We start from the raw sequence: 15,782 nt of genomic DNA, 5'->3' as shown, positions 1-15,782 counted from the left end.
TCATGAAAGCAGTGATTCTCGCCGGTGGACTTGGAACCCGTATTTCCGAAGAAACCCATCTCAAGCCCAAGCCGATGATCGAGATCGGCGGCAAGCCGATTCTCTGGCACATCTTAAAGATGTATTCGACGCATGGCGTCAACGATTTCGTAATTTGCTGCGGGTATAAGGGCTACGTAATCAAGGAATACTTCGCCAATTACTTCCTGCATACGTCAGACGTGACCTTTGACATGCAGCGAAACGAGATGGAAGTACATCAGCGGCACGCCGAACCGTGGCGTGTGACGTTGGTGGATACTGGCGAGGAAACCATGACTGGCGGCCGGCTGAAGCGGGTGGCGCGCTACGTGGAGAATGAGGAGGCATTCTGCTTCACTTACGGCGATGGCGTCAGTGATGTGGATATCACGAAACTAATCGCCTTCCACCGCAGTACAGGCGTCCAGGCGACCTTGACTGCGGTCACGCCGCCGGGCAGATTTGGTGCGCTCGACATGCAAGGCAATAGTGTGTTGACGTTCGAAGAAAAGCCCAAGGGCGACGGCGCCAAGATCAACGGTGGCTTCTTCGTTCTCTCGCCGAAGGTTATTGACCTGGTCCGCGACGACAGTACGATCTGGGAGCGCGCGCCGCTCGAATGCCTGGCAAGCAGCGGTCAATTGGCAGCTTACTCCCACGATGGTTTCTGGCAGCCAATGGATACCTTGCGTGACAAGGTGTTGCTGGAGGACCTGTGGACCAGCGGCAAGGCGCCGTGGAAGACATGGTGATGAATCCGACATTCTGGCACGGAAAGCGCGTTTTTCTGACAGGCCATACCGGCTTCAAGGGGGGCTGGCTGGCACTTTGGCTACAGCAGCTCGGCGCCGAAGTCACCGGTTACGCGTTGCCTGCAGCGACGCAGCCCAGTCTGTTCGAGGTCGCTCGGGTCGCGGAGAACATGCGCTCGGTGATTGGGGATGTGCGTGACGGCGCCTCGCTGCGTCGAGCCGTGAGCGAAGCACAGCCCGAGATCGTCATTCATATGGCAGCGCAGCCATTAGTTCGCTATTCGTATGCAGAGCCGGTCGAGACATACTCGACAAACGTAATGGGGCTTGTCCATCTGCTGGAAGCCGTGCGCGCGACACCGGGGATTAAATCGGTGGTCAACGTGACCAGCGACAAGTGCTACGAGAATCGCGAGTGGCCGTGGCCTTATCGCGAGAACGAGGCAATGGGCGGCTACGATCCATACAGTAGCAGTAAAGGTTGTGCCGAACTCGTCACGGCCGCGTATCGAAACTCATATTTCAATACGCAACGCCACGGAGAACATGGCGTCGGTCTGGCAAGCGCGCGTGCAGGTAACGTTATCGGCGGTGGCGATTGGGCATTGGATCGATTGGTGCCCGATATTGTTCGGGCCATGGTGCAAGGCAGTGACATTCTGGTGCGTAGTCCGCATGCCATCCGCCCTTGGCAGCATGTGCTGGAGCCGCTCAGCGGTTACCTGCTGCTGGCCGAGAAGTTATACGAAGAAGGCGCGGCCTTCGCGGAAGGATGGAATTTCGGACCTGCCGGCAGCGACGCGCGACCCGTGCAATGGATCGTCGAGCGATTCGTTGAGCTATGGGGCGACGGGCGCACCTGGCGCCTTGACGCAAATCCGCAGCCGCACGAGGCCAATATTCTGAAGCTCGATTGCACCAAAGCGCATTCGCAGTTGGCGTGGCAGCCGCGCTGGACACTTGTTCAGGCGTTGGAAAAGATTGTCGCTTGGCACAAAGCACACCTTCACAACACTGATATGCGCGCGATGACGTTGTGCCAGATCGCCGAGTATCAAAACAGCAGCAACGGAATTTATGAATAAAGACCAACTTCGCGAAGAGATTCGGCAATTGGTTCGCCAGTATGGCGAACTGTCGACACAGCGTCCCGACTTCGAACCGGGCATCACCGTCGTTCCGCCCTCTGGTAAAGTCATCGGTTCGAAAGAGCTGGAGTACATGGTCGATGCCTCACTCGATGGATGGCTAACCACAGGGCGCTTCAACGACGCCTTCGAGCAGCGCCTGGCCGCCTTCCTCGGCGTTCGGTATCTGATCACCGTCAACTCCGGATCGTCGGCGAACCTGGTGGCGTTCTCGACGTTGACATCGCCTCAACTGGGCGATCGGGCGATCAAGCAAGGTGACGAAGTCATCGGCGTGGCCGCAGGGTTCCCGACCACGGTCAACCCGATCATTCAATTCGGCGCGGTGCCCGTATTCGTCGATGTCGAACTCGGCACCTACAACATCGACGCAAGCAAGATCGAAGCGGCCATCACGCCCAAGACCAAAGCGATCATGCTCGCGCATACGCTAGGCAATCCGTACAATCTCGACGTCATCACCAAGCTGTGCAAGCAGCATAACCTCTGGCTGATCGAAGACTGCTGCGATGCGCTGGGCTCAACATACGACGGCAAGCTTGTCGGGACATTCGGCGATATCGGCACGCTCAGTTTCTACCCGGCGCACCACATCACGATGGGCGAGGGTGGCGCGGTCTTTACCAACAACCCCGACCTTAAACGTATTGCCGAATCGTTCCGTGACTGGGGCCGTGACTGCTATTGCCCGCCGGGCAAGGACAACACGTGCGGCAAGCGCTTCTGCTGGAAACTCGGCAACTTGCCCGCTGGCTACGATCACAAGTACACGTATTCGCATCTTGGCTACAACCTCAAGATCACTGACATGCAGGCTGCCTGCGGTCTTGCACAGCTCGACCGTGCGACAGAGTTTATCGAGGCTCGCAAGCGTAATTTCGCTTACCTGAAAGATCGCCTGCAGACGTGCACTGAATTCCTGATTCTTCCGGAAGCCACGCCGAATTCCGATCCGTCCTGGTTCGGCTTCCCGATCACGCTGAAGTCCGATGTCGGTTTCAACCGCGTTGATCTGCTCGCATATCTCGACCAGAACAAGATCGGCACGCGCCTGCTGTTTGCTGGCAACCTGACGCGTCAGCCGTACATGATCAATCAGAAGTATCGTGTTGTCGGCGAGCTGACCAACACCGATATCATCATGAACCAGACATTCTGGGTAGGCATTTATCCGGGGCTGTCGACCGAGATGCTCGACTTCGTCGCAGAGAAGATCGAAACGTACCTGGGCGTCAATTTCTAAGCGACGGCCATGTTTATCGCCTTGCCTTCGCGGGATATCGAGCAGGTTGTCGAACGGACCGCCGAGTTTTGGCACCGCTATCGCGGCGCGCGTCTGTTCCTCACTGGCGCAACGGGCTTCATCGGCACCTGGCTGGTGGAAAGCGTGCGGTACGCGAACGCTATGCTCGACAGCGACATCCAGGTCGTGGCACTTAGCCGCGATCCCGACGCCGCGTGCGCGCGGGCGATACAGGTATTTGGCGCGTCTCACGTACGGTTCGTGCGCGGCGACGCGGTGTCGTTCGATCGCAATATCGGCGCGGTTGACTTGTGCATTCACGCGGCGACCGACGTGTCCGATCCTCGCAAGGCAGCCAACCGTTTACAGACCTTCGATACGGCGTTGATGGGAACCCGTCGAGTGCTCGAGGCCGCACTGGAGAACGGTGCTCAGCGATTCTTGCTGACCTCGAGCGGTGCCGTGTACGGACCGCAACCACCGGAAGTGGCGGCGGTCTCCGAAACGTTCCCGCAGGCCCCATCGCCACTGGATGTCGCCAGTGCGTACGGACAGGGTAAGCGGGCGGCGGAATGGTTAACGTGCGCGATGTCGGAGCACACCGCCATGGCAGCCTGCATTGCACGCATTTACGCGTTGATCGGCCCGGGGCTGCCTCTCGACGGAACCTTTGCGGCGGGTAATTTCATTCGTGATGCCGTCGCCGGCAATCCGATCCGGATACAGGGTGACGGCAGCCCATGCAGGACGTATCTGTACGTAGCTGACGCCTGCGTCTGGCTGCTGCAGATGCTGATGCGCGGCACCGCCGGCGCCGCCTACAACGTGGGGTCGGAGCATGTTGTCTCTATCCGCACCTTGGCCGAACGTATTCGCGACGCAAGCGGTTCGAATGCTGCACTGACCGTTGCCGGCACGCCGACTGCCGGCCTGCCGCAACGCTACGTCCCCGACACATCCAAGGCGCGAGGCGAACTGGGCCTGGAGGAGTATGTCGCTCTGAACGATGCAATTCACAAGACCATTTCCTGGGCTCGGACGACGACCAGACTATGAGCAAATTTAACCCACAAGCGATTCGTAGAGCGATCATCGACATGGCGTATGCCGGCGGCACCGTGCACATCGGCTGTGCGTTCTCCATCGTTGAACTGATTGCCGTTCTGTATCGCGATCATCTGAGGCTCAGGGTTGACCAGCCCGATGCGCCGGAACGCGATTATCTCGTCCTGAGCAAGGGCCATGGCGTCATGGCGCAATACGTCTGCCTTGCCGAACTCGGCTGGCTGACGCAGGAGGATCTGGCGAACTATTTCAAGGACGGCACACGCCTGAAGGGACTCGCCGATGTGCATGTCCCCGGGGTGGAAGCCACGACAGGCTCGCTTGGCCACGGGTTGTCGGTGGCCGCCGGTCTGGCGCTCGCGGCCAAGCTTAATCACACCGATCAGATGTGCTATGCCGTGGTGGGTGATGGCGAAATCAACGAGGGCACGATCTGGGAAGCAGCGTTGTTCGCGAGCCAATTCAAGCTGGATAATCTCGTGGTCATCATCGACAAGAATGGTTTCCAGGCAATGGGATCGACGGACGAGGTCATGAGACTCGGCGACATCGAAGCCAAGTTCGCGGCCTTCGGCTTCGATGCCCTAACCATCGACGGGCACGACGAAAATGCGATCGGCGCCGCCTATTTGGCTGCAAGGCAGCGGCGCGATGGGCGCCCCAAGGCGATCGTTGCCAACACGATCAAGGGCAAGGGCGTGTCGTTCATGGAGAACGCCAATATCTGGCACTACACTCGTCTGAACAGCGACACCTATCGTAATGCAATGAATGAATTGGGATCTGCCAAATGAGAGCCGCCTTCTCAGATGCCCTGGTAAGCGCAGCGCTAGCCAATCCAAAAATTCTGCTGCTGACCGGCGATCACGGCTACGCACTGTTTGATGCGTTTCGTCGCGCTTGCCCGAATCAATACATCAACTGTGGCGTGGCCGAACAAAACATGGTCGGCGTGGCCGCCGGGTTGGCGCGCGCGGGTTTTCGGCCTGTAGTGTACGGCCTTGCTGCATTCGTTCCCGTGCGCGTGCTTGAGCAAATCAAGATCGACATCTGCTACGAGAACCTGCCGGTCATGCTGATTGGCGACGGCGCAGGATTTGTCTACAGCCACTTGGGTGCGAGCCATCAGTCGATGGAAGATGTCGCCGTGACGCGTCCGTTGCCGGGACTTACCATCTTGTCGCCGGCGGATCGTTACGAGATGGCGGCGACGATGCAGCTTGCTTTCGACACGCGCGGCCCAGTTTACCTGCGCATGGGAAAATCGGATCGCGGCGATGTGCATAACGGCGCGCTCACGCTGACACCCGGCACCTCCCTTAAGGTGCGCGAGCGCAATCGCGAGATTGTTTTGATCGCGACCGGCTCAATGGTAAGTGCGGCAGTCAATCTGGTCGATGCGGGCATGCAGGCCGACGTTTGGAGCATCCCGTCAATCAAACCCCTCGACACGACGGCGTTGCGTGGCATCGGTGCACGCGCAAAGGACATCTTCGTACTGGAAGAACACGTCGTCGCCGGCGGACTGGGTAGTTGCGTGGCCGAAAGCCTCGCCGATCTGGGGGCGGACACTCCGCGCGTCCATCGAATCGGCGTGGAAGACCGGTTCTCCGCCTATTGCGGCACGTACGAATATCTGCTCAGCGAGCATCGACTGGATACTCCCACGATTCGCAAGCGCATCGAAGGCATTCTGTCGAGTTCAGGCGGGGTTGCGACATGACGACTGCAAAGGTGCAGTTGTACATCCTTTCTCGCGATCGCCCGAAATACCTACAGGAGACCTTGCGTTCGGCAATTTGCGAGATGAATGACGACGTTCAGGTCATCGTCTCGGATAACTCCGAGGGCGATGAGGTCGAGCACATGGTTGCGAGGGAATTTCCTCTCGTCACCTATATCAGACGTCGGCCGGCGCTACCTGCGCTGGACCATTTCCGCGTGGTTATCACGGAAAGCTCCGCTGAGTTCGTCGTCTATTTTCACGATGACGACTTGATTCTTCCGGGCTTCGTCGCGACCTTGCGCGATGCGCTCGTTGCCCGTCCGGAGTTGGGTGCGGTAGCTTGCAATGCCAACATCATGATGGGAGACAAGGTAACGCCGCGGCGCGTTATGGGCGATTGCACCGAGGCGCAAGAGATTGGGTCTGTCGAAGCATTGGTGACGCCCTATCTGACCTTGACGGGCCCGAGGCCCGCACCGTTCCCGGGATATATGTACCGCCGCAAGTGGCTCGATGGCCTATCCCTGAAACCGGAGGAAGGCGGCAAGCACGCCGACCTGGCATTCCTGATGAGCGTATTGCGACGTGGGCCGATGCTCTGGTTGCCCAAGCCGCATATGCTGTATCGCGTTCACGCGAGCAACGACAGCCGGGTGGAGTCGATCGGGCAGCGGCTAAGGCTGCTGCGCCACTTATACCGGCAGTCGAGCATTACGCCCCGCTCGCCGGCGGTTGTCGAGTACCGTTTCGTCTACTGGCTGAACTGGTGGCGGGCGCAGCGGCAACGCCCCGCCTGTGAGCGCGCATGGTGCTATCGCACCGTCAGCCACTACCTGCTATTCATGGGGTGTCGACTTGGCCTCAAGCACCCTTCGCTCAGTCGAAAATTGCTGACGCGCTCCCGCTGAGCGAACGCCTACAGGAGCATCCGCTTGCTCCCATTTTGGACGAAACCACCGTGATTTTTGTACTCGTCGGCCGCCTACTGCAGTTTGCGGTGATGTTCCTTACGGTCAAGGTCATGACGACCATATTGCCGCCGCACGAGTTGGGCAAAACGGCACTGATCACCAGCAGCGTCGCTTTCTTCGCAATGCTGCTAATCAATCCCGTCGGGATGTTCATCAACCGGCGCCTGCACGCGTGGCAGGACAACAAGACGATGCGTGGCTATTTTCACGCCTATTGTCTCTATCTGAGCGGTGTAGCGATTGTTGCTGCGGCCATTATCTGGGCACTGTTTCATACCCGGCTCGTGCCACCCGGAACCGGGACATGGTGGCCGGCATTGTTGGTGGCCGGCTCCATTCTGTTTGCCACCGTCAATCAGACACTCGTGCCGTCGCTGAACATGATCGGACGGGCACGCGCGTTCGTCGTGCTGACCTTGGCAACCTTGATCTCCGGATTGGCGTTCTCTGTCGTTCTCGTACACCTATGGTCGGCAAGCGCGGAAAGCTGGCTGACCGGTGTCATCATCGGGCAGATCCTGTTCTCCGTGCTCGGCTACGTCGTCTTTTTTTCCCCGGCGACAATGCAGCCGTTCAGGGGGCTACGTGGAGTACTGACAAGGGAGCGATGCGTCGCCCTGTTTCGCTTTTGCTGGCCCGTGGCTTTGGCTGCCGGCTTGAATTGGTTACAGATGCAGGGGTACCGATTCGTTCTCGCCAAGGAATTGGGACTCGCGGATCTCGGCCTGTTTGTCGCAGGATATGGTATTGCCGCGGCGTTACTGGCCGCCACGGAAACGATCCTGACAACCTGGTTTCAACCTGCTTTCTACCGCCAGGCAAACGATCCGGATCAGCACGTCCGAGCAACGGCGTGGGTTCGCTATGCCGACAAGCTGCTGCCGCTCTCGATTCTGGGCGTCTCCGCGCTACTGGCGGGCGCACCCTATCTGACCGCGTTGATGTTGGGTCCGCAGTATCAGGGCGCCGCACGTTTCGTAGCGTTTGGCGCGATTGCAGAGTGGATTCGCATATTGATCGGACTATTTGGTCTGGGCGCCCATTTGCGCATGCAGACGCGATCGCTTGTCGTGCCCAATCTGGTTGGCGCGACTGCAACATTCGGCCTCGTGTTTCTCGCACTGCCGCACGTTGGGCTCGACGGCGTGGCACCCTCGATCGCGATTGGGGGAGCCCTGGTCGTACTTCAGCTCTACTGGCATTCGCGCGGCACGGGTTTTGTGATGCGCCCCAGTCTACGGCCGTTGCTGACGGTGACGGTCGTTGCCGCACTGGGCGTTGCGATATCAATACTGCTTCGACCTTGGATCGACGGTCTGGGCGGGCGAGTGACGCCGCTAGTCGGTACGGCGTTGATCGCATGTCTCTGGTCGCCCGTTGCCATGTTGATGCTCCGACGCTCCAAAATTCTTAAAGAATCATGAAAATCCTGCTTGTGTGCATGGAGTATGACTACGGGGATCGTTCACGCGGCCGCTCGTACGAGTACTACAACTTCTTCGAAAGTCTCAAGGCGGCGGGCAACGACGTCGAGCTGTTTGATTACATGGAAGAACTTGGGCGACTGGGGAAGGCCGCGATGAACGACGCGTTGCTTGATCGCGTCACATCAATGAAGCCCGACGTCGCCATTTTCTCTTTGTATACCGACCAGTTGACACCCGAAACGGTGGATAAGGTCCGCGATCATACGCAAACCTTATGTTTTTTCCACGACGACACGTGGCGAGTCGATTTTTCACGTTTTTGGGCGCCGCATTTTCATTATTTCACGTCGCCCGATTTTGAAAGCAAGCGCAAATACGAGCGCCTCGGCATACATCACTCACTTCACATGCCGTTCGGAGTCAACGAGGCTCGCTACAAACCGCTCGGCCTTGAGAAGCAACACGACGTATCGTTTGTTGGTGCATGGCACCCCTATCGCGAATGGTTGATCAAACGGCTCGAAAAGGCCGGCATTTCTGTGTACGTGGCGGGGTATCGATGGCCTAACGGCATCGTCGCTCACGAAGAGATGGTGAAAATATTCAACGAAAGCAGAATTAATTTGAATCTTTCGAATTCCACTTCGTGGGATGTTCGCTTTCTCGCGTCGTCGCCAAGAGCGCTGCTGAACCGTTTGCGATCGAAGAAGAGCGTGGAACAACTGAAGGCCCGTCATTTCGAGATCAATGCCTGCAGGGCATTCCAACTCTCGTATTACGTTGACGGCCTGGAGCGGTGTTATCGTCTCGGCGAAGAAATGGCGATCTATCTCGATCCTGACGATCTGGTTGAGAAAGTTCGCTACTACCTGGACGACGAAGCATTGCGTAACCGTATGGCAGACGCAGCTTACGAGCGCACCATGTCAGAGCACACTTATGCAAAGCGTTTTGCACGAGTATTTTCAGAAATGGGACAGCCCCGGAATTTCAAAAGCGTATAGGGAGCGGTATTAAATGGCGCAGTTTTTCCCCGAGCATGCGGTATTTATCGACCCTTCAAGCGAACATTTCCTGGGCGATCGGTTATTTGACGCCAGCAATGCACTCCTGAATCGCGACGGCACGCTTCAACCCTTCGTGCGGCTGAGGGAGCAATTGATGGCGCGAGGGATTCCTGTGCATACGGCCGACGCACTGCGCGAAGGGCGCGTCGTCGCCAAGCAGAACCATTACTGGTCCATGGGGCTGCTGAATGGTTACCAACCGCTGCAAGGGCGCGACGATATTCGGTTCAGAGGGTTCTTTCTATTTGAACCGCCTCTGGTTGCCCCAAAAACGTATTCGGCATTGCCGGAAATCTCACAACAATTTGAATCAGTCCTTCTTCATAATACGATCGGGGACGGATACTCGCTAAAGGGTGTTGACATTGACAAGCTAGAAAAGCTTGACTGGCCACAACCTTATGAATCTGAAATCCCCGGCACCTGGAGCAGAACGGATCGCCAGAATAAACTGGTTGTCATCGCGGGCAATCACAATCCACGTTTTCGCCGTCCGGAATTCTATAGCAAGCGCATTGAAGCTGTTGCGCAGCTTGGCAAGCGGGATGTGATTGATTTGTATGGACGCGGCTGGGACCGGCGTTGGTCGCGACAGTCAGCATGGTTGCCGTACTGGCTTCATTATCGTGCGCTCATGAAGGCGTATCGTGGCAGTTGTGAATCGAAATTTGATGTGTTGGCGAATTATCGATTTTCGTTATGCTTCGAAAACATGCCAATGACGGGATACCTCACAGAGAAAATCTTCGATTGCTTTTACGCGGGTACGGTTCCGATTTATTGGGGGGCACCGGATATCGATTCGCTGGTACCTGCCGAGGCATTTGTGGATATGCGTCATTACGCCGGATACGACGAAGTTTGCGATGCAGTATTGGGTATGTCCGACGCGCGATGGCAGGAAATGCGTGAAGCAGGCAGACAATTCCTGCGCACGAGCGGACGCTCACGCTATTTCAATTCGCTACTCCACACTTGTGGTCAACTGTAACGGCACGGATCGATCACGTTGAAGAGTACCTCCTCGCCGCGACAGCGCAACACTTGGCGTCTGGCGACCGCTGAATCGATTTGGTCAGGTGCGATGGCCAGCGAGGCCTTTGCATCCATTGATTTCGGGGTTGCAGTGCATTCGCTGCAGGCGGTGCTCCGCGGCGAATCTGTGAAGGCATTTTATGTTGGGACACGCCGTACACGACAGCGTATGCGGTAATCGAATGTTATTTTGGGGTCCGGCGCTGACCGGGAAACGGTTCACGAGAAGTCTGACGTCATCTTCGATCCGAACGGGAAAATTGTGATTATGAAGCGTATGGTAGGCGGAGGCCGTGCGGTGCTTTGGGGACTGCAGGTGGTGGTGGGATTGGTTGCTGTTGGCTTTTACGGCGGCAGCGCTGTTGATTTCTTTTTCTTTACGCTCAGTGCGGCCTTGATGCTCGACATCGGGATTTTCAAGTCTCGCGCCTACGGCACGGGCGTTTTGGCCTTATTCGTGTGGCTGGGCATTTGGCTGAAAATTACCTGTCACTTTATCGTCGGCTATCCTTATATAGAGCCGCTTGGGAAATTCAAATTCCTTCCAGCTGAATTTTCAGAGCTTCTGCATGTTTCCTCCATTGGGATGATGGGCTTTGCCGTCGCCTTCCTTGTAGCGTCGCGCTTTTACGTGGCTATGCGAGAGAACACCGTGCGGCCGCGCGCAAAGCCGTGGTTGCCCTCGGCGCTCAAATGGGCGTGGCTGTTGTCGTTGCTCGCCATGCTCGGCTTGGGCGTGGTAAATGCCAGCCTGAATATCCTTCGCGTGGGCCTCCCACCCGATGTCGTCCTGCCATATCCGGGTAATGCGCTGGTGAGTTGGCTCATGTCGACCGGCTTCGCCCTCGGCGTCGCGACACTGATGTATCTCAGCGTGCTGAGCCGCAGCAATGTGAAGCTTGGCGTCGTCATTGTGATACTGGAAGGCTTTATTGTTGGCGTCTCGATTCTCAGTCGTGCCAGTTACGTCTTTCATCTGTTACCTGTAGGCCTTGTGCTGATGTATATGCACTTCTCGGGGCGCCGTCTGTTCGGTCACCGTGTCGCCCTTGCGTTCGTCGCCCTTGCGGCGGTGGGAACGTTCGTGACGGCGACCGCAGTCAACCTCCAGCGCGATTACGTCTATACGAGCCGGCCCGAGATTGCGCAGGGTAGCGTGGGTAGCGTGGGTAGCGTGGGTGGCTTCGGTGACGGGGGAGGCGGCGGCAATCCGGCTGCAAATGCGATCATCGCCGAGATGAAGTCGCGTGGCTTCCTGCTAAAGGCAGCGGTAACATTTTCACAATTGGCCGTCGATCGCTGGCTGGGCGCAGAAGGCGTCATGACTGCCGTGGCATATAGCGACAAGAGCCTGAAAACGTTTGGCCGGCTGATGATGGAACAGCGCCAGCTCGACACGATCAGTGAATATCAGTCGATTTCGGCAGCCCACTACAAGGATATGGATCCCAAGCGATACCAGTTCGCTACGCTGCCGGGACCCATTGGATTCTTCTATCTGAGTGGCACCGTATGGATTGTGTTCGCCGGGTGTTTCCTGCTGGGCCTGACGGTGCTCGCCGCTGAACGCCTTGCAGGGTGGATTACCGAGAATCCGTTCATCATGGCGTTCATGGGGGTCTACGTAGCTAATCTGGTCGCTCAGTTCGGGTTGACGCCACGCCAGAACGTAATTCCGCTTGCCATGAATTTTGCAGCACTGGTGCTCCTCGCGGCGCTGCAAGCGCTCGTGAGCAATGGGGGGGTCGTGGCACGGTGGCGTGATCGACTTGCCAAGCAGCGCACTGTGCTACCAACCTAACGCGCTTCGATCATGACGCAACCGCCCCGACAGAAAGGGGCGGTTTAGGCATCGCTTCGCGATTCCAATCGCTGTGCGTCGCGGGCATCCGGGCGAATAAGCCCGTCTTGGTTTGACGCCGTGTCCCTTGCGACAGGGTGCGCGTGACAAGATGTCACACTTGGAGACGTGCGGGAGCGCCAGGTCAATCGTGGTCAGGACACAGCGAGCGCAACATCGGGCAACAGCCAATGTCAGCGGTGTATGGGCTTTATTTAGCCGAAAACAACGGCTCCGAGCCCAGCGAATTCGAGGCATGGCGCCTCTCGCAACTCGTTTACATAGAAGTTGGTGGAGCGGAGGAGGATCGAACTCCCGACCTTCGCATTGCGAACGCGACGCTCTCCCAGCTGAGCTACCGCCCCACACGAAGCCACGATTATATCGGTTTTTCCCGAACCCGCGAGCAGCCGACAAAATTGCTCGGGATTTCGGAACATCTCCCCTCAGGCAGCCCCCAAATTCCCCTTCATCCCCCTGATGGACGGGACTTTCGGGGCCTTCGCCACCACCGTCTTCTGCGCGCGCAGATACCGGGCCACGACATCCCACACCGGCTCGCCCTGGGCCCCTTCGGCCACCGGCGCCCAGCCGGCCACCTTGTACGTCTTGCCCGCCTCGATCAGCTTGCCGTTCAGACGCATGTCCGTAATGCGCTGCCCCATCGGCGCCATCGGATCAATCGTGTAATCCATGCCGCCCACGCGCACCATATCCCCTCCCTGCTGGTAATACGGATCGGGATTGAACAGGTTATCGGCCACGTCCTCAAGCACCGTCTTGATCGTCTCGCCGGTCATCGGCGTGAGCGTCGTATACGGATAGGTGACTGCCGTCTGGTCGAGCAGTTGCTCCATCGTGATCGTCGCGCCCGGTAGCAGCGACGTTCCCCAACGGAAGCCCGGCGAAAAGCCGATTTCGGCGTCCTTCTCGGCCATCACCGCGTCGAGCAGCAACTGGTCGAACGTCCCATTAAAGTTGCCCCGGCGGTACAGCACGCCTTCCGTCACCGCCAGTGGCTCCGCCAGCTTCGCGGCGAACGGCGCACGCACGCGCTCGATGAGCGCCTGCATCTGCGCATCTGCCGGCAACAAGTTGGCAAACACCGGCAGCAACTTGTAACGGAAGTCCACCGGCTTGCCGCCTTTCACATCGAAGTCGAGCACCGCCAGAAACTTCCCGTTCGAACCGGCGTTGGTGACGAGTGTCTTGCCGCCCGCGTTCTCCACGACAACAGGCTTCGGCACGCCGTCGTGTGTGTGACCGCCCATGATCGCGTCGATGCCGCGCACGCGCGACGCCAGCTTCAAATCCACGTCCATGCCGTTGTGCGACAGCACGACCACGACCTGCGCGCCCTTGCCGCGCACCTCGTTGACCATCGACTGCAAGCGCGCTTCCTGAATTCCGAATGTCCAATCCGGCACAAAGTAGCGCGGGTTCGCGATCGGCGTGTACGGAAACGCTTGTCCGATGATCGCCACAGGCACGCCGTTCATCGTCCTGATCGTGTACGGCGCGAAGACCGGATCGCCGAAATCGTTCGTCTGCACGTTCTGCGCAACAAAGTCGATCTTGCCCTTGAGCTGCTCCTCGACGACGGACTTCACGCGATCCGCCCCGTACGTGAATTCCCAATGCGCCGTCATGACGTCGACGCCCAACGCGAGCGTGGCGTCGACCATGTCCTGCCCCTTCGTCCACATGGCCGTGCCTGAGCCCTGCCACGTATCGCCGCCATCGAGCAACAGCGCGCCAGGGCGCGACGCCTTCATGCGCTTGACCAGCGTAGCCAGATGCGCAAACCCGCCGACCTTGCCGTATGTGCGCGTCGCCGCCGCGAAGTCGAGATACGTGAACGCATATGCCTCAGGCGTGCCGGGACGCAGACCATACGCCTTCAGGAACGCCTCGCCCACCAGATGCGGCGGCTTGTTCGCCTGCTCGCCAATCCCCAGATTGACGCTCGGCTCGCGGAAATAAATCGGCAGCAACTGCGCGTGGCAGTCGGTGAAGTGCAGCAGATGCACATTGCCAAATGTCGGCAGATCGTAGAACGCCGCAGCCGCCTTGGCCGCCGCCGTTTCGTGATGCGACAGCGCCATCCCACCCGCCGCCGCCACCGCCAACACCTGCATGAACTCGCGTCGATTCATTTCGTCTCCGTAGCACGCGCACGATGTGGCGCGCCTGCATTGTCATTCGTCGAATTCGGCTCGCTTACTTGCCCGCGTAATCCGCAAGCGCCGCCACATCCTCGCCAAACATCTCGCCCACTTCCTTGCGCAGCACGCGGCCGTTGCGGCCGATGACATACAGCTCCGGCAGTCCGCGACGCTTGCCCAGCGCCGCCTGCCACGCCTCGCTCTCCATGCCCGCGGGGAACGTGTAGCCATGCGTCTTCAGATAGTCGGCGGCTTCCTGCGGTTTCTTGTCGATGGAGAGGGTGACGATCTGGATCGGCTTGCCGCGCGTAGCTTCGTAGAGCTTCTGCAGATGCGGGTTCTGCTGCGCGCAGAACGGACACCAGGACGCCCAGTACTCGACGATGACCGTACGCCCTTTGAACGCGCTGGCGGGCAACGTCTTGCCATCGAGCAACGTGAGCGACGGCAGCACGACGGCATCGCCAACCTCCAACGCCTGTGCGGGCCACGCGGCGGCCATCACCCCCACGCCCAGCACGGCAGCCAACATCCGCCGTCGCACACGCGTGCCGACGTGAGAAATAGAAAAGCCCAGGGATTTCATGCTTGCGACACTCCGGAAGCAGGCGGCGACCATCGATCGGACGGATCTCCGGTCGCCTGCCGGAACGGCGGTGGTGTTACTGATTCACAGGCGAAGCCGGGTCGAGCAACAGCGCCATGACGTCCTTCAACTGCTGCTCCGTCAGAATGCCCGCCGCGCCGAAGCGCGGCATGTTCGAGCAAGCCATGTAGCTGTGCGAGTCATAGACCTTCGCCCACGTGTACTTGACCACCTCGGGCGAATCGCCGCGCAGCTTGCCGTAGTTGTACAGCGAAGGGCCGATGTTGCCGAACGAGATCTCGCTCTTGGTCAACTGGTGGCACGCGTAGCAATTGCCGCCGTTGACGGTGTCCGCCTTGTCGGTGAACTGCATGCCGCGGCCGTTCTGCGCCACCTTCTCGCCTTCCTTCCAGTCGCCGAGATACTTGCCGTCGGCTGGTGCCTTGACGTTCGCCAGTTCGATCTTTTGCAGACGCTCCGCAATCTTCGCGGGCATCGGCTTGACCGCGTACTGCGTGCACAGCTTCTGCAATTCACTCTGATCGATGCGATCGATCTGAGCAATGCCCGAGGGACGGAACGAGTCGCGCAGTTCCTGCACGACAGCGGCATCGGTCGAGCCGGTGACGAGCTTCGCGCCCTCGCCCTGTGCGAACGCCATGCCGACGACGAGTGCCCCGGCCGCTGCCAGCGCAACGCTCGTCGCGCGCAATGCGAATGATTTCATGGGTGTGCC

At 58.7% G+C, this 15,782-nt stretch carries 14 protein-coding genes and 1 tRNA gene; 11 read left to right on the top strand and 4 right to left on the bottom strand.

The window, feature by feature from the left end; translation table 11 throughout:
• Positions 1-2 precede the first annotated feature (2 nt).
• The 11 genes from rfbF to PCO31110_RS05985 all read left to right on the top strand — a co-directional run bounded on the left by rfbF (position 3) and on the right by PCO31110_RS05985 (position 12,256).
• Positions 3-773, top strand: coding sequence for a glucose-1-phosphate cytidylyltransferase (gene rfbF / locus PCO31110_RS06035; protein ID WP_010807624.1), 771 nt, complete (start codon positions 3-5; stop codon positions 771-773).
• Positions 773-1,858 (top strand): CDP-glucose 4,6-dehydratase, encoded by a 1,086-nt coding sequence (rfbG, locus tag PCO31110_RS06030; protein WP_174979357.1) that lies wholly within the window; start codon positions 773-775, stop codon positions 1,856-1,858. The genes rfbF and rfbG overlap by 1 nt, the downstream gene beginning before the upstream one ends.
• The gene (gene rfbH, locus PCO31110_RS06025) at positions 1,851-3,164 is read left to right on the top strand and encodes a lipopolysaccharide biosynthesis protein RfbH (protein ID WP_010807626.1); all 1,314 of its coding nucleotides are present in this window, start codon (positions 1,851-1,853) and stop codon (positions 3,162-3,164) included. Before rfbG ends, rfbH begins: the two co-directional genes overlap by 8 nt.
• Positions 3,165-3,173: 9 nt before the next feature.
• Entirely contained in the window at positions 3,174-4,220 is a 1,047-nt protein-coding gene (locus tag PCO31110_RS06020) for an NAD-dependent epimerase/dehydratase family protein (RefSeq protein WP_150689837.1), read from the top strand.
• On the top strand, positions 4,217-5,023 hold the full coding sequence (locus PCO31110_RS06015; protein WP_010807628.1) for a transketolase: 807 nt from the start codon (positions 4,217-4,219) through the stop codon (positions 5,021-5,023). The genes PCO31110_RS06020 and PCO31110_RS06015 overlap by 4 nt, the downstream gene beginning before the upstream one ends.
• A complete protein-coding gene (locus PCO31110_RS06010) occupies positions 5,020-5,952 on the top strand; it encodes a transketolase family protein (RefSeq protein WP_150689836.1) in 933 nt (310 codons plus the stop codon). Before PCO31110_RS06015 ends, PCO31110_RS06010 begins: the two co-directional genes overlap by 4 nt.
• Positions 5,949-6,863 (top strand): glycosyltransferase family A protein, encoded by a 915-nt coding sequence (locus PCO31110_RS06005; RefSeq protein ID WP_010807630.1) that lies wholly within the window; start codon positions 5,949-5,951, stop codon positions 6,861-6,863. The genes PCO31110_RS06010 and PCO31110_RS06005 overlap by 4 nt, the downstream gene beginning before the upstream one ends.
• 35 nt (positions 6,864-6,898) lie before the next feature.
• The gene (locus PCO31110_RS06000) at positions 6,899-8,350 is read left to right on the top strand and encodes a lipopolysaccharide biosynthesis protein (protein WP_010807631.1); all 1,452 of its coding nucleotides are present in this window, start codon (positions 6,899-6,901) and stop codon (positions 8,348-8,350) included.
• Entirely contained in the window at positions 8,347-9,357 is a 1,011-nt protein-coding gene (locus PCO31110_RS05995) for a CgeB family protein (protein WP_010807632.1), read from the top strand. The genes PCO31110_RS06000 and PCO31110_RS05995 overlap by 4 nt, the downstream gene beginning before the upstream one ends.
• A gap of 13 nt (positions 9,358-9,370) precedes the next feature.
• Positions 9,371-10,411: a glycosyltransferase family 10 domain-containing protein gene (locus tag PCO31110_RS05990; protein WP_010807633.1), complete on the top strand. Its 1,041-nt coding sequence runs from the start codon at positions 9,371-9,373 to the stop codon at positions 10,409-10,411.
• Positions 10,412-10,723: 312 nt separating this feature from the next.
• On the top strand, positions 10,724-12,256 hold the full coding sequence (locus PCO31110_RS05985; protein WP_010807634.1) for a hypothetical protein: 1,533 nt from the start codon (positions 10,724-10,726) through the stop codon (positions 12,254-12,256).
• Positions 12,257-12,584: 328 nt separating this feature from the next.
• On the opposite strand, the gene PCO31110_RS05980 is transcribed toward PCO31110_RS05985, so the two are convergent.
• The 4 genes from PCO31110_RS05980 to soxX all read right to left on the bottom strand — a co-directional run bounded on the left by PCO31110_RS05980 (position 12,585) and on the right by soxX (position 15,773).
• Positions 12,585-12,660: transfer RNA gene (locus tag PCO31110_RS05980), tRNA-Ala, on the bottom strand.
• Positions 12,661-12,741: 81 nt separating this feature from the next.
• The gene (gene soxB, locus PCO31110_RS05975; protein WP_150689835.1) at positions 12,742-14,451 is read right to left on the bottom strand and encodes a thiosulfohydrolase SoxB; all 1,710 of its coding nucleotides are present in this window, start codon (positions 14,449-14,451) and stop codon (positions 12,742-12,744) included.
• A gap of 64 nt (positions 14,452-14,515) precedes the next feature.
• Positions 14,516-15,046, bottom strand: a complete 531-nt coding sequence (locus tag PCO31110_RS05970; protein ID WP_370855809.1) for a TlpA family protein disulfide reductase — start codon at positions 15,044-15,046, stop codon at positions 14,516-14,518.
• A 76-nt stretch (positions 15,047-15,122) separates the two neighbouring features.
• A complete protein-coding gene (gene soxX, locus PCO31110_RS05965) occupies positions 15,123-15,773 on the bottom strand; it encodes a sulfur oxidation c-type cytochrome SoxX (RefSeq protein ID WP_150689834.1) in 651 nt (216 codons plus the stop codon).
• Between the last annotated feature and the right edge of the window lie 9 nt (positions 15,774-15,782).

The organism is Pandoraea communis (assembly GCF_902459745.1).
Classification (GTDB): Bacteria; Pseudomonadota; Gammaproteobacteria; order Burkholderiales; family Burkholderiaceae; genus Pandoraea; species Pandoraea communis.
The sequence above is the reverse complement of the archived record's forward strand: the minus strand, read 5'-3'. Positions and strand labels throughout refer to the sequence as shown.

Excerpts from the sequence above, each read along its gene's own strand:
- PCO31110_RS05990 (WP_010807633.1), top strand. The coding sequence starts at position 9,371 with ATGGCGCAGTTTTTCCCCGAGCATGCGGTATTTATCGACCCTTCAAGC.
- PCO31110_RS06005 (WP_010807630.1), top strand. The coding sequence starts at position 5,949 with ATGACGACTGCAAAGGTGCAGTTGTACATCCTTTCTCGCGATCGCCCG.
- rfbF (WP_010807624.1), top strand. The coding sequence starts at position 3 with ATGAAAGCAGTGATTCTCGCCGGTGGACTTGGAACCCGTATTTCCGAA.
- rfbG (WP_174979357.1), top strand. The coding sequence starts at position 773 with ATGAATCCGACATTCTGGCACGGAAAGCGCGTTTTTCTGACAGGCCAT.
- PCO31110_RS05970 (WP_370855809.1), bottom strand. The coding sequence starts at position 15,046 with ATGAAATCCCTGGGCTTTTCTATTTCTCACGTCGGCACGCGTGTGCGA.
- PCO31110_RS06015 (WP_010807628.1), top strand. The coding sequence starts at position 4,217 with ATGAGCAAATTTAACCCACAAGCGATTCGTAGAGCGATCATCGACATG.
- PCO31110_RS06010 (WP_150689836.1), top strand. The coding sequence starts at position 5,020 with ATGAGAGCCGCCTTCTCAGATGCCCTGGTAAGCGCAGCGCTAGCCAAT.
- soxB (WP_150689835.1), bottom strand. The coding sequence starts at position 14,451 with ATGAATCGACGCGAGTTCATGCAGGTGTTGGCGGTGGCGGCGGCGGGT.
- soxX (WP_150689834.1), bottom strand. The coding sequence starts at position 15,773 with ATGAAATCATTCGCATTGCGCGCGACGAGCGTTGCGCTGGCAGCGGCC.
- rfbH (WP_010807626.1), top strand. The coding sequence starts at position 1,851 with ATGAATAAAGACCAACTTCGCGAAGAGATTCGGCAATTGGTTCGCCAG.
- PCO31110_RS05985 (WP_010807634.1), top strand. The coding sequence starts at position 10,724 with ATGAAGCGTATGGTAGGCGGAGGCCGTGCGGTGCTTTGGGGACTGCAG.
- PCO31110_RS06020 (WP_150689837.1), top strand. The coding sequence starts at position 3,174 with ATGTTTATCGCCTTGCCTTCGCGGGATATCGAGCAGGTTGTCGAACGG.
- PCO31110_RS05995 (WP_010807632.1), top strand. The coding sequence starts at position 8,347 with ATGAAAATCCTGCTTGTGTGCATGGAGTATGACTACGGGGATCGTTCA.